Source organism: Nocardia sp. CC201C, assembly GCF_030010695.1.
GTDB lineage: Bacteria > Actinomycetota > Actinomycetes > Mycobacteriales > Mycobacteriaceae > Nocardia > Nocardia otitidiscaviarum.
Genome location: NZ_JASCXP010000013.1, coordinates 26,660 through 39,468, shown reverse-complemented (window position 1 = coordinate 39,468; position 12,809 = coordinate 26,660). Strand labels below are relative to the sequence as shown.

The following is a 12,809-nucleotide window of genomic DNA, read 5'->3' as shown; positions in this document are numbered from 1 at the left end:
ACCGCGGCCAGGCGCGCCAACATCAGCGTCTTTCCGCGCATCTCACCAACTCTAGTGTCAGGCAATCGATTTGGTACCAGAGTTGTGAAGATGGCATGACGGACGGCCTTCCCGGTAGAGACTGGGGAGGCAGTCGAACGAGAGTGGGTGTACGGGTTGTTGAGGCGGATTCCGCGTGCTGGACGGATGCGGGCGGCGGTGGTGGTCGCGATCGCGGTGGTGATGATCGTGGTCATCGCGCTGACGGCGGGGGCGCTGCGCGGTGACCCGGAGGGGATGGCGCTCAACGGGCTTCCCGACGGGGTCGTGAACGCCGCCGCGCTGCGGGAGCTGACGCTGGTCGTGGACGCGAGCGGCCACGACGCCGAGGCGGTACGGCTCGAACTCGACGGGAAGGCGGTCACCGGCGAGGTGTCCGGTGACACCGTGGTGTTCCGGCCGGGCGAGCTCGCCGACGGCCCGCACACCCTCACCGCGGAGATTCCGCCGGGCGGACCGTTCGGCGCGCTGCGCACCGGTCCGGGCACGACGGGCACCTTCACCGTCGATGCGCGACCGCCGTCGCTCGAGGTCGCCCAGCCGGAGACGGTCGGGTCCTACCGCGAACCGGTGACCCTGAGCGGCACGGTCTCCGGCGCGGACAGTCTCACCCTGGACGGGCGGCCGGTCGAGGTGGCCGACGACGGCACCTTCGAACTCACGCTGCCCAACGCCCCGGTCGGCGCGGCACTGGTGGCCGCGGACGCGGCGGGCAACGAGACCAGGCAGCCCATCACCACCCGGGTGGAGGTGCCGCGGATTCGCGCGGTGCACGTGACCGCGCACGCCTGGTCACACGACGGTTTGCGGGAAGCGGTGCTGGATCTGGCGCGCGAGGGCCGGATCGACACCGTGCAGCTCGACATCAAGGACGAGGACGGGGTCGTCGGCTACGACTCCCAGGTGCCGCTGGCCCGCGAGTCGGGTGCGGCCACCACCATCTACGACGCTCTGGCGGCCCTGAAGACGCTGCACGACATGGGGTTGCGGGTGGTCGGCCGGATCGTGGCCTTCCGCGACCCGACCATGGCGGAGTGGGCCTGGCACAGCGGCCGCCGCGACTGGGTGATCCAGAACGGCGGCGGCGCACCGTATTCCAGCCACTACGGGGCCATCGCGTTCACGAACTTCGCCCACCCCGAGATTCGCAGGTACAACATCGATCTGGCGGTGGAGGCCGCGCGGCTCGGCTTCGACGAGGTGATGTACGACTACGTCCGTCGCCCCGACGGGTCGCTGTCCAGCATGGCCTTCCCCGGCCTGACGGAGAACGCCAGCGTCTCCATCGCCGAATTCCTGCGCGAGAGCCGCACTCCGGTGCGCGACGCGGGCGCGTACCAGAGTGCCGCGGTCTTCGGCATCGCCTCCACCCGCCCCGACCAGATCGCCCAGGACATCCGGCTCATGGCGCCGCACGTGGACTACGTCGCGCCCATGCTCTATCCCTCGCACTGGAATCCGGGCGAGTACGGCGTGGCCAATCCCAACGCCCAGCCCTACGACATCATCTTCCGCTCCCTGGAGGACTTCCACCGCCAGGTGGAGGGCACCAATGCCAAGGTGATCCCGTGGCTGCAGGACTTCAGCCTCGGCGTCACCTACGGCGATGCCGAGGTCCGCGCCCAGATCGAGGCCACCGCGGCCCGCGGCATCGACAGCTTCTTCCTGTGGAACGCCGCCTCCCGCTATCACGGCGGCGCGATGGACCCGAGCTGATCGGGTCCGGGCCGAGCGGGCGTCAGTACTTGTAGAAGCCCTCGCCGGTGGCGATGCCGAGCTTGCCCTTGTCGATGTAGTTGTCCTTCAGCCACTTCGCCAGCTGCCGACCGTTCTCGTCGCCATTGGCGAGGATGTTGTAGGGGGTGGTGAGGCCGATGACGTCGAGAATCTGGAAGGGGCCCATGGGGGCGCCGGTGGCGATGCGCCAGGTCTTGTCGACCGCCTCGGGTTCGGCGTATCCGCCTGCGGCGAGGGCCATTCCGGAGTTGAGGAAGGGCACCAGCAGGGAGTTGAGGACGTAACCGGCCTTCTCCTTGTGCAATTCGATCGGGACCATGCCGATGGCCGCGGCGAAGTCGACGACCGCCTGGAAGACCGCCGGATCGGTGTCGGTGGTGCCCATGACCTCGCCGGTGTTGAACTTCCACACCTGGTTGGCGAAGTGCAGGGCGAGGAACTTGTCCGGCCGCCCGGTGAAGTCCTTCATGGCGCTGGGCAGCAGGGTGGAGGAGTTGGTGGCGAAGATGGTGCGTTCCGGCGCGAGCTTGCCCAGTTTCTCGTAGGTCTCCTGTTTGATGGACAGCACCTCCGGCACCGCCTCGACCACCAGGTCGGCGTCGCGCACCGCATCGCCCAGATCCGAGGTGAGCGTGATGGATTCGGCGGTCTGCTCCGCCTTGCCGTCACCGCCGCCCTGCACATCGGAGCGGTAGATGCCCGCCAATTTGGCGAATCGTTCGCGCGCCGCGTCCAGCGCCTCACCGTCGATGTCGTAGGCGGTGACGTCGAATCCGCTGAATGCCGTCTGGAAGGCGATCTGCGAACCCAGCACTCCGGTCCCCAGCACGGTGACCTTGCGAATCTCGATGCTCATCATTCTCCTTTCCGCGCCAGGAATCCGGCGACGATCTGTGCGATCTGCCCCCGCAGGTCCGCGGCGGCATCATGGCCCGCATGGGCGCCCGTCGAGGGCTGGGCGAGCGCCAGATGCAGGACGGCGAACACACTGCGTCCGGCCAGCTCGGCCCGCTCGTGCAGGTCCGGCAGCTCGACCCCGCGCGATCGGGCCGATGCCGCGAGTATGTCCGCGATGGTGGATTCGAGCCGCTGCACGAGGGCGAGCCCCTCGGCGCGGTACTGCTCGGTGGGCGGCCCGAACAGCAGTTCCCGCTGATAGGCAATGGTGTTCTCGACCCGGCGGGCGGCGAGGTCGAGCACCGGGCGGACCAGCGCGGTAATCGCCGCCCCGGGATCGGTTCGCTCGCGCGCCACCCGCTCCCCGGCGTCCAGTGCCGCCCGGAACTCCTCGTTGTAGACCATGAGCAGCAGCTCACCCTTGGATGCCGCATACCGGAACAGCGTTCCGGCGGCAATATCCGCGCGATCGGAGATCTGCTGCGTGGTCACCCGCTCGAATCCGTATTCGGCGAAGAGATGCGCGGCCGCCTCGAAGATGCGGCCCTGCTTGTCCAGCATCTTCCGAGCCCGCCGCCCGCCCCGCACGTCCCGAGGCGAATGAACCATATGCACCTCCCGGTTCATCAGTGAGCACACTCATTAATGAGCGTACTCGCAGCAACCGATTGCGCAACCCCTCCCAGCTTGCCCGCGCCGACGCGCCCTGTCGATGAAGATGTTCGCGACAGACCTCAGGCGTCGTCGGCTCCGGCCGCCGCCCAGGCGAATTCGAATTCGTCGCGGCTGATGGTGTGCCGCGCCAGCTCCGGGTCGTAGAGGTCGACGGGCGGATGCGCGGGCCATTCGTCGGCGCCGGTGCGCAGTACGGTGCCGTCACCGGCGATGGCCACCTCGCGTAGTCGGTGGCCGTCGGGGCCCAGCTCCATGAGGGCGACGAACGCGCCCTCACTCTGGCGCAGGTGCACGATGCCCCGGCCGACGAGTGCGCCGAAGCCGGGCCGCGACCGCTGCGCCCGGCGTTGATCCCGCAGGTCCCGCAGGCCCGGCGGCACGTCGTCGGCGTCCACGGCGGTCTCGTCGAGCCGCAGATGCCGCGCCTGCTCCAGCAACTCCTCGTCGTCGATCACCTCGACTTCGGCGAAGGTCTCGAGGATTTCCCGGGGCGAACGCGCCCGCACCCACCACCAGGCCCGGCTGATTCCGTAATCGTGCAGCACCAGAAACCGATCCATGCCCCCATCCTGGCGAACGAGTCGGCCGCGGGGCTACATTCCGACCGAAAGGCGGGCTGGCGTATCGGAGTCAGCCGGGCAACGTGCTACTTGCCGTGGGCGCGCAGCTGGTACAGGCCCTCGGTCTCGGCGACCAGCACACCGTCGGCGTCGGTGACGACCGCGCGCAGCGTGAAGTCGGATTTGCCGTTGGCGGCGGCCTCGGCGGTGATGCGGGCGATCTCCTCCTCTGCGAGAGTGGCCTCGGCGCGCACATCGGTGCGGGCGGGCTTGCGGAAGGCGATCCGCAGATCCTTGACCAGGGGGTAGTACTCGGCGCTGTCGAAGCTGGCGATGGCGATCGCGCCGCCCAGGATCTCGGCGACCGTGAACAGCACCCCGGCGTAGATCGCACCGAAGTGGTTGGCGTTGCCCTCGGCGGGCACGGTGGTGGCCGCGAAGCCGGGCCGTACTTCGAGGGCGCGCACTCCCATGCGGTGGGCGGCCGGAATGGTGAATTCCAGCGCGCCGTTGATCACGTCTGCCAGCGGTGAGGTGGCGGTCCCGACTTCGTTGTCACTCATACCCGCAAGTATGAACTGATGGCAGGTGATGTCAATCAGAGGGGCAGAACTCCGGCGGCACGCACGGCCTCCACCACCCGGTCGGCCACGCCGCGCATGCCCTGCACCGTCGGGTGGTACGGCACCAGAGTCTCGGTGGCCAGCAGCGGATCGAACCAGCGCACCCCCGCGGGCGCGCAGGCGTCGCGGCCCGCCGAGGCGGCGACGGTGTCCACATAGAGCGCGCCGACGGCCGCGGCCGCGCGGGCCACCACCGCATTGAGGCGTTCGAACTTGGATTGGATGTAGGCGGCGTCGGCCGGGGCCAGCCCGAGCGTCTCCGGGCAGCCGCCGTCGCGCAGATAGCGCGGCCAGCCGTCGACCACCAGCGCGGCATGCGGCGCGCGGCGAGTGATCTCGCGCAGGGCGGCGGCATACGGCGCGGCGATGGCGTCGATATCGGCATCCCAGCCGTCGGCGGTTCCGGCGCAGCCACCGCGCGCCGCGGCCAGGTAGCAGTCCAGCAGATGGGCGGTGAACCGGGCGTCGTTCGCGCCGATGTGCAGGGTCACCAGGCGGGTGTTCGGACCGAGCGCGTCCAATTGCGGTGGCACACCGGCCGCTTGGGACTGGGTGAGATGCGGAATCCTGGCCGAGCTGCAGGTCCGGTCGTCCAGGCGCAGGCCGAGCCGCGCGGCCACCAGATGCGGGTAGTTGGTGGTAGAGCGTGCGCAGCTCAGGGGTGCTGAGGTATCGAAATTGACGATGCCGGTGGTGGCCGCGCCCGAATCGCCGAGGGCGACGTACTCCGCGCCGCCGTCGGCCGGGGCGGCCGTCGCGGTCGCCAGGGACAACACCGTCGCGGCGACGCCCGCCAGTGCCGCGGTGATGGTTCTCGAGCTCATCGAATCTCCTCCTGGGTCCGGCTCACATTCTGCGGCCGGGTGACGCGCGTCCCAATGGGCGGGGCCACACCGGAGACGGGCGCGGACTGTGTGGCCCAACAATGCGGGCGGCCCGGGGGCGCGCGACGGTGGACGCACGTCGCCACGAGCGCGGTCGAGCGATTCCCGCACCGGCCGCCCGGACGAATCGACACCAGGAGGAACCTCGATGCGGAGGGCCTTGGCCAGACGAACCTCGACCATGCGGACCGGGATGGCTGGACATCATCGGCGAAGGCGGACGCTGCGAACAGATCGCGGACGAACACGGCTGGCTGGACCGGTGCGGGCCGGTCTGGCCGGGCCCACGTCGAGACGGGCAGCGCGCCGGGCGATCCGCCCTCGGACGCCGACCACAGCGGTGCCGTGCGCGGTCGCGGCGCTGGTGGTGGCAGTCGTGGTGGCCATGTTGGGGAGTGCCGGAACCGCGGCGGCGCAGGAACCGGCGCAACCGCCCGTACCGACCGTCCAGAGCCTGTTCAACACCCGGGGACCGCATCCGGTGGCCACGCCGGTGCGCGTCGATCCGTGCCGGGAATCGGTGTGGGGCACGGTGCAGCAGCTCGCGGTCCACGCCCTGGGCAATCGCGACGAGCTCACCTGCACGCAGGCATTTCCGAACGGGCTCGATTCTCCCCTCGGGGTGAACGTCTACCACCCGGCCGATATCGCCGCATTGTCGCCCGCACCCCTGATCGTCCTGACGCCCGGCTATCACGCCAATCCGGGCATGTACGACGCCATGGCGCGACAGTGGGCGAGTCACGGCTTCGTGGTCGTGATCCCCTACGAGTTCTTCAACTCCCTGATCCACGTCCCGGCACTGGGTGTGGTGGCGGCGGCGGTCGCGCACCGGGATCCGAATTCCCCGCTGCACCACCGCATCGACCTCGGCCGCACGATTTTCGCCGGACATTCGGGCGGGGGCCAGGCGGCGTTGCAGGCGGGGGCGGTGTTCCCCGGTATCGCCGGACTCGTCGATCCGGGGCTGAGGGTCGCCGGGGTGCTGGCCGTGCAACCCGGTCCGCTCGCCATCGGGGCGTCGATCGGGGTGCCGACGCTGTTCCTCACCGGCTCCGACGATTTCGTGGTTCCCGATGGCGCGTGGGTGCGCTGGTGGCAGTACGACCTGACCGTGCACGCCCCGGCCTGGATCGCGAACGCCCGTGGGGTAAGCCATTTCTCGCCGGTGGACGGGCTCGCGCACTATCGTTCCGCCGGAGTGGCGGTGGCCTGGCTGCGCTATCTCGCGCTCGGGGACGAGACGGCGAAACGGTATTTCGTCGGACCCGAGTGGCTGCTGCCCGCCGACGACACGTTCGTCAGTGTGGAGCGCAACTCCCTGGCGAGCGCACTGCGCTAACCACGGGACCGCGAGCACCGAGTTAGATACATGAGATACACGCCGTATCATTTTCTCGGTGAGTACTCGGCAGCAGCCCGCCCGCTCCCCCGGGCGTCCGGCCTCGGCCACCAAGGCGGAGGTCGTCGAACTCGCCCGGCGGGCCTTCCTGGCGGGCGAGCGCGTCGACGTCCAAGCCGTCGCCGCCGAACTGGGCCTGAGCCGGGCCTCGATCTACCGGTGGTTCGGCTCCCGGGACGGGCTCATGGGCGCGGTCCTGGCCGATGAGTTCGAGAGCCTGCTGCGGCTCGCCGACAGCCGCCGGAAAACCACAGGCGCACACCGCATCCTGGAGGCCCTGGACCGCACCAACCACTGGCTGGCCGCGAGCGCGCCGCTGCAGCGGTACCTGGACAACGAACGCCTGGTGGGATTGAAGGTGCTGACCGCCAGCGACGGACCGGTGCAGCCCAAGGCCGTCGCCGCCGTGGAGGACCTCATCACCCGCACCGAGGACGAGGACGGCTACCACGCCATCCTGGACCGGCAGCTGCTCGCCTACACTCTCATCCGGCTGTTGGAAGCTTTCCTCTACAACGACACGGCGGCCGGTATCCGCGGCGACGTGGACCGGCTGCGGCAGGTGCAGGCCGCGCTGCTGGGCATCCCGGAGTAAGGCCCCCGGCGCGGTCGCATCGATCACCCGCGAGCAGGGCTGGTGCGAGGGGGATACATGCGGAAGACCATGGTGATCGCCACGGCGACACTGTTCGCCGGACTCCTGTCCGGTTGCGCGAAAGACAGCCCACCGGAGCCTGATTCGTCCCCTTCCGCGGGCGCGTTCCTCGGCGAGTGCGGCGGCGCGCGCGACGACGACATCCGCACCATCACCGGCCTGCCCACCCTGGCGGCCGTCGCCCGCAACGGCCTCAAATGCGTCTGGGAATCACCCGGCCGGGACCGGCGGGTCATGTTCACCTGGTTCCGCGACAGCCCCATCGAACGCGAACGCACCATCGCCAGCATGAGCGGAAAGACCGTGGCGGACTTCTCCATCGACGGCTTCCACGGCTTCACCGCCAACGCGACGAGCCTGTGCCAGGTCGCGGTCCAGGACGGCGCGGACTTCTTCCACTGGCTCGTCCTCGCCCCCGGCATCGACTGCACGGTCCTGCGGCCGCTGGCCCGGCTGACCGTGGACCGGGCACACACCTGGGCGCCGGCCCCCACGCGACCACCCGGACGCCTCGACGAACTACTCCACGAATGCACGGCGGTCCCGCCGGACGACATCATGTCGACCGTCGGCGAATCCGGCCGGTCGGAGATGTATTTCCATGGGGCCGTGTGCATGTGGCGCATCGGCGGCCGCGTGGACTTGACCTTCGGCTGGCTGGAGAACGGCTCGGTGGAACGGGAGGAGGGGATAGCGCGACAACTCGGCTACCAGGTCACCGCCATCACTTCTGCTGGCTGGCAAGGCTTTTCCCAACGGCGGCCGGGTCATCCCGCTACCTGCGGGGTCACCACCAGCGATTCGGGCGCGGTCACCTGGTGGGTGCAGTCGGCCACCGGCGATCCGTGCGATACCGCGCAGCGCCTGATGGCGCTCACGGTGCGGCGCAGGGTGTGACGGGCCGGACCGGTCACGAACGGATCAGCAGCGTGCGTGCCGCGCGGATTTCGGGAATGCCGATCATTCGTGCGGCGAGCAGGAACACCGCCAAGCCGACTGCCGCTCCCACGGCTACCGTGGCGAGGTGTTCGATGGTCGGTGCGCCGATCGTCGTCCGGACGAGTGCGACGGCAGCACATCCCGCGGCTCCGGCGAGCGCCGTGGCCCACATGACGCGGTGCACGGTGGCGGCGACAGCGGTGAAGCCGAGCGGCCCGTACCGCCGACGCAGCAGAATGTGCCCGGTCACCGCACCGGCAACGTAGGCGAGCGAACTCGCGACGCTCAGCATCACGATCACGGCGTGGTCGGTCAGCACGGTCGCCGTCAGAACCAGGATCGTCACCTTCGTCGCCACCATGACGATATTGATCACGGTGGGGGTGCGAGTGTCGTTGTAGGCGTAGAACACTCGCATCTGCAGCATGACCAGCGCGAACGGTGCGAGCCCGAAGGCCGAGCACGCCACCGCCGTACCGATCAACCGTGCGGCGTCGGCGTCGACACGACCGGTGAACACCAACGCCGCGAACCCCGGCCCCAGCAGGCTCATCGCCATGGTCACCGGAATCAGCGCCACGGACAGATAGCGGGCCCCACGGGCGAGATCGGCGGTCACCGCGGCATGGTCGCCGAACGCGGCGGCACGCGAGATTCGCGGCATCAACACCGTCAGCACCGACGCGGCGAGAATGCCGTAGGGCACCTGGAACAGCAATTCGGCGTAGGTGTAGACGGACACCCCGCCATGGTCGAAGGCGACTCGCATCGTGATCGCGACACCGATCTGGCTGATCACGGCATACACCAGCAGCCATCCCAGGATCGGCAGCCCGGAACGCACCGGACGCCACGTACAGGGCAACGGCCGCACCCGCCAACTCCACGCGAACCCATTGCGCCGCAACGCCGCAACCACCCAGGCGGCCTGCCCCGCGATCCCCACGGTGGTGCCGATCCCGATGGTCAGGACCTGCGCGGTGGTCATGGAGGCGGGCGTGAGGGTGACCGGTCCCGGCAGTAGCACGAACACCCCGCAGGTGGCCAGCACGATCACGTTGTTGACCACCGGCGCCCAGGCCGCCGTGGCGAAGCTGTCGCGGACATTGAGCACCGCGCCCACGACGACCGACACCCCGTAGAAGAAGATCTGCGGCAACAGCAGATACGCCCACCACGTGGCGAGATGACGCTGTTCGGAGTCGGTCACGAACACTCGGACGATCAGCGGAGCGCACACCACGGTGAGCACCGTGATCAGCGCCAGTGCGAGCACCGCCGCGACCATGACGCGCTGGGTGAACTCGCGGGACCGCTTGCGGCCCCGGCGCCGAGCCCTGGTCAACAACGGAACGACAGCGCTGGCCAGGACACCACCCAGCAGCAGTTCATAGAGCATGTTCGGCAGATTGTTCGCACCGTTGTAGGCATCACCGACAGCCGCCGTCCCCAGCACGGCGGCGATGACGATCGTCCGCGCGAACCCCGTGACTCGGCTGACCACCCCGGCGAGAGCCACCTGCCCACCCGCACGGGCAAGCCCTGAAGCACCCGTACCCGCCTCAGCACCAACGCCTTTCAGTTTGACCGTTGCGGCGGTGCGGCGCGGCGCTCGGATCGGTAGCGGCTGTGTCGCGAAGCTACCGTAGTCGTTCACTGCGTCCCCCTCATCGCGAATCCGAACCCGACCCGTCCAGATTACGGATGCGACAGACCGGCACCCTCTGGTCACTCGCGCCGAGGTGCCGCCCACAGGCCGTTACGTCGGCCGGGACACGGCCGACGAGTGCGCGCGATGCCGAATGCCGTGAGGGTCGGAGGATCAAAACCCCGGCTTCACCAGGCAAGCCGATAACTTGGTGCCGTGAGCGATGGTGCGCTTAGGCCCGAGTGGTGTGTGGTCGCGTCGTTGTTGCCTTACCCGTACAAGGAGTCGGGTCCCAACGCTGTCCTGCGCAGCCACAAGATCTTCCCAGCCGGGGCGAAGCTTCATGTGATCGGCGGCTTCGCGGGTAAGGGGTCATGAGGTGGTGACCGTGGTTGGTACTGGCCACCGACGCCGGTATGTCACCGCCCACATCCAGGCTCGATACCTCGGAAATTGGCGTGTGGCTCTGATCTACCGGCCCGAGGTGCTGAGGGCGATCCATCAAGCCGAGATCGATGACCGGTGGAGCGCTCATCGCTGGAATCAGCAAGGCTTCGAACTGGATTCACCCGAGTATGGCGAGTATCTCCGGCGGATCGCGGAGGGCTTTCGGCCCACTCATCGGGACAGAACCGACGACGGGTAGTGCCTGTCGTGGCTGGCGGTCGGCGCGAACGCCCGATCACACACGCCCCCACCTGCCGCTGATCGCGCGGTTTGGCGCGGGCTGCGGCATCCGCCGACGAATCTGACGTATTGTGCACCTCACTCGACTGCCGGCGGCTTACCGGTCGGCGCGCTGTCCGTACTCTCGTCAACTTCGGACAGCAGTCCCGAGCCTGTGATTTCCACTATCCAGAGTCAGTACTGCTCCCGATGGCTTGACGTCGGCCTCCTCCCATCCGCCTGTGTGATCTGTTGCCGTCCGTTTGACAGCGCCCCGCTCGAGGTTCCCAATTGGGCGTATGTCCAGATAACCCATGCTCCCGCCCCGGAGCAGCGTGTTTCCGCACAGGAGTGGTGATGAACCTTCGTCGTCTCGTACTCACTGCCATGTTCGCCGCCGCCTGCGCCGTGGCGACCGTCGCGACACCCGTCGCGCACGCCGAACCCGACCGGGTGCCGGAGACCGTCGATATCGCCTGTGGCGATGCGGTCCGACATCTGAAGGCCGACTGGTATCTACCCGATGGACCAGCCGGTGGCCTGGTCTGGCTGCAACACGGTTTCGCGCGGAGCAATGCGAATGTGGCCAGCCTCGCCGAGCATTTCGCGGCTGCCGGATACGTCGTCTTCGCTCCCTCTCTGCCGTTCATGGACCCGGCCGGATGCACCCTGCAGAACCTCGGCGACAACACCGGATTCCTCGGGAACATCGCCGAACTGTTCGCCACCGACGCCGAACCCACCAACTCGCTGGCGCGCAGTTTCGCGGCGGCTACCGCGACGGCGCACCGCCCGGATCTGCGACTGCCGCGGCAGACGGTCTTCGTCGGGCACTCCGCCGGCGGCGAAGCCGTCGAATACGTCGCGCGCCGACTGCACACCGACCACCCCGCCGCCTTCGCCGACCTGCGCGGACTCGTCCTGCTCGACCCGGTGAAGTCCTTCCTCGGTGACAACACCGACCAAGCCCTCACCGATCTCGACCACACCGACCTACCGATTCTCGATATCGCCGCGAAACCCTCACCATGCAATCTCTTCGGCGTCGGCACCGACACCCTCCAGCGCCTGCTGCACCGCCGCTACCTGGGCATCCGCATCGGTACCGGAGTACACACCGACGCCGAAGGCCCCAGTGGCGACACTCTGGGCAACCTGGTGTGCGGCGACCCGAGATCGGTGAACATCTCGACCCTGCAGACGCTCGCGGTCGGCTGGGCCACCGACTACTTCACCGGCACCAGAACCGCCGACTACTATCCCGCCCACGCACCCACCGCCGATGCCGCCGCCGCGCACTCGGCGGTCACCGACGTGGTTTCGGCCGCACCCGAGGCGGAGATTCTGACCGGGGCGTAGCGGAGGCTGCTCGGTACGCCGGCTATGCCCGGTATGGATTCCCGCAAAGGTTGGGCTTCGCCGCGGTCGGTCACCGTCGACTACGTCCGTATTCGAACGAGTCGGGCACCGCTGGGAACAGCTAGCGTGAGATTCGCTCCGCCCCTGGCTGAACAGCCGGGTCATCCGATCACTCGACAACGGAGGGTGCGATGTCCACAGAGGTCTACCTGATTGCTCTCGACGATCAGGGGTTACCCGGAGTTCTGGACCCGGCGGTAGTCGAGAAGATATTCGGCCGGCACGGCGTCGACGTCGTCGGCACCGACGCAGTCGTCAGCGATCCTGACATCGAAAACGCCTGGACCGAGGTCACCGGACTGGGCAGCGGGGTGCTGACCTTCTGGCGGCCTGCTGGCAGGCTGATCTGGCGCATACTCTTCGATCTGCTGACCGAGTGTCACGGTTTTGCCTACGACACCGGTGGTTCGCTGATAGTCGGCAATGACGAGTCTCTCCGCCGCCTGCGCGCGTCGGGCAATTGGGACGCCGACGATGCCAGGACTGTCACCTCACCGGACGAACTGGGCTGATTCTGAACCAATGCGTGGAGGCATCGCCATTCAGCCGATTCGATCGCGTTGTCGTCACCGACGGCTTCGAACATCCCGGCGTACCAAGGATCATCACGCCGAGCATTCGATCAGCTTCGTGCTATCTCGAAAGCTTGAATTTCTTCGGCATGT

12 protein-coding genes are annotated in these 12,809 nt (G+C 68.3%); 6 read left to right on the top strand and 6 right to left on the bottom strand.

What is annotated here, in order from left to right; all coding sequences use genetic code 11:
• Positions 1-147: 147 nt before the first annotated feature.
• On the top strand, positions 148-1,755 hold the full coding sequence (locus QK444_RS02950) for a putative glycoside hydrolase (RefSeq protein ID WP_282776773.1): 1,608 nt from the start codon (positions 148-150) through the stop codon (positions 1,753-1,755).
• Positions 1,756-1,777: 22 nt separating this feature from the next.
• On the opposite strand, the gene QK444_RS02945 is transcribed toward QK444_RS02950, so the two are convergent.
• The 5 genes from QK444_RS02945 to QK444_RS02925 all read right to left on the bottom strand — a co-directional run bounded on the left by QK444_RS02945 (position 1,778) and on the right by QK444_RS02925 (position 5,355).
• On the bottom strand, positions 1,778-2,632 hold the full coding sequence (locus tag QK444_RS02945) for a 3-hydroxyacyl-CoA dehydrogenase (RefSeq protein ID WP_282776771.1): 855 nt from the start codon (positions 2,630-2,632) through the stop codon (positions 1,778-1,780).
• Entirely contained in the window at positions 2,632-3,282 is a 651-nt protein-coding gene (locus QK444_RS02940) for a TetR/AcrR family transcriptional regulator (protein ID WP_282776769.1), read from the bottom strand. Before QK444_RS02940 ends, QK444_RS02945 begins: the two co-directional genes overlap by 1 nt.
• A gap of 125 nt (positions 3,283-3,407) precedes the next feature.
• The gene (locus QK444_RS02935; RefSeq protein WP_282776767.1) at positions 3,408-3,908 is read right to left on the bottom strand and encodes a hypothetical protein; all 501 of its coding nucleotides are present in this window, start codon (positions 3,906-3,908) and stop codon (positions 3,408-3,410) included.
• Between the two features lie 86 nt (positions 3,909-3,994).
• Entirely contained in the window at positions 3,995-4,471 is a 477-nt protein-coding gene (locus QK444_RS02930) for a YiiD C-terminal domain-containing protein (protein ID WP_282776765.1), read from the bottom strand.
• A gap of 35 nt (positions 4,472-4,506) precedes the next feature.
• The gene (locus tag QK444_RS02925) at positions 4,507-5,355 is read right to left on the bottom strand and encodes an SGNH/GDSL hydrolase family protein (protein WP_282776763.1); all 849 of its coding nucleotides are present in this window, start codon (positions 5,353-5,355) and stop codon (positions 4,507-4,509) included.
• Between the two features lie 436 nt (positions 5,356-5,791).
• Between QK444_RS02925 and QK444_RS02920 the strand changes: the two genes are divergently transcribed.
• From QK444_RS02920 to QK444_RS02910, 3 genes are read left to right on the top strand one after another with little or no spacing between them, the layout of a single operon-like run.
• Positions 5,792-6,757, top strand: a complete 966-nt coding sequence (locus QK444_RS02920; protein WP_282776761.1) for an alpha/beta hydrolase — start codon at positions 5,792-5,794, stop codon at positions 6,755-6,757.
• A 58-nt stretch (positions 6,758-6,815) separates the two neighbouring features.
• The gene (locus QK444_RS02915; RefSeq protein WP_039818920.1) at positions 6,816-7,412 is read left to right on the top strand and encodes a QsdR family transcriptional regulator; all 597 of its coding nucleotides are present in this window, start codon (positions 6,816-6,818) and stop codon (positions 7,410-7,412) included.
• Between the two features lie 57 nt (positions 7,413-7,469).
• Positions 7,470-8,369: a DUF3558 family protein gene (locus QK444_RS02910; protein ID WP_282776757.1), complete on the top strand. Its 900-nt coding sequence runs from the start codon at positions 7,470-7,472 to the stop codon at positions 8,367-8,369.
• 13 nt (positions 8,370-8,382) lie between these two features.
• On the opposite strand, the gene murJ is transcribed toward QK444_RS02910, so the two are convergent.
• Positions 8,383-9,993: a murein biosynthesis integral membrane protein MurJ gene (gene murJ, locus QK444_RS02905; RefSeq protein WP_282776777.1), complete on the bottom strand. Its 1,611-nt coding sequence runs from the start codon at positions 9,991-9,993 to the stop codon at positions 8,383-8,385.
• Positions 9,994-11,082: 1,089 nt separating this feature from the next.
• Here murJ and QK444_RS02900 point away from each other — a divergent pair.
• Entirely contained in the window at positions 11,083-12,084 is a 1,002-nt protein-coding gene (locus QK444_RS02900) for an alpha/beta hydrolase (protein WP_282776755.1), read from the top strand.
• Between the two features lie 191 nt (positions 12,085-12,275).
• Entirely contained in the window at positions 12,276-12,656 is a 381-nt protein-coding gene (locus tag QK444_RS02895) for a hypothetical protein (protein WP_282776754.1), read from the top strand.
• Positions 12,657-12,809 lie beyond the last annotated feature (153 nt).

Excerpts from the sequence above, each read along its gene's own strand:
- QK444_RS02940 (WP_282776769.1), bottom strand. The coding sequence starts at position 3,282 with ATGGTTCATTCGCCTCGGGACGTGCGGGGCGGGCGGCGGGCTCGGAAG.
- QK444_RS02925 (WP_282776763.1), bottom strand. The coding sequence starts at position 5,355 with ATGAGCTCGAGAACCATCACCGCGGCACTGGCGGGCGTCGCCGCGACG.
- QK444_RS02930 (WP_282776765.1), bottom strand. The coding sequence starts at position 4,471 with ATGAGTGACAACGAAGTCGGGACCGCCACCTCACCGCTGGCAGACGTG.
- QK444_RS02945 (WP_282776771.1), bottom strand. The coding sequence starts at position 2,632 with ATGAGCATCGAGATTCGCAAGGTCACCGTGCTGGGGACCGGAGTGCTG.
- QK444_RS02910 (WP_282776757.1), top strand. The coding sequence starts at position 7,470 with ATGCGGAAGACCATGGTGATCGCCACGGCGACACTGTTCGCCGGACTC.
- QK444_RS02895 (WP_282776754.1), top strand. The coding sequence starts at position 12,276 with ATGTCCACAGAGGTCTACCTGATTGCTCTCGACGATCAGGGGTTACCC.
- QK444_RS02935 (WP_282776767.1), bottom strand. The coding sequence starts at position 3,908 with ATGGATCGGTTTCTGGTGCTGCACGATTACGGAATCAGCCGGGCCTGG.
- QK444_RS02900 (WP_282776755.1), top strand. The coding sequence starts at position 11,083 with ATGAACCTTCGTCGTCTCGTACTCACTGCCATGTTCGCCGCCGCCTGC.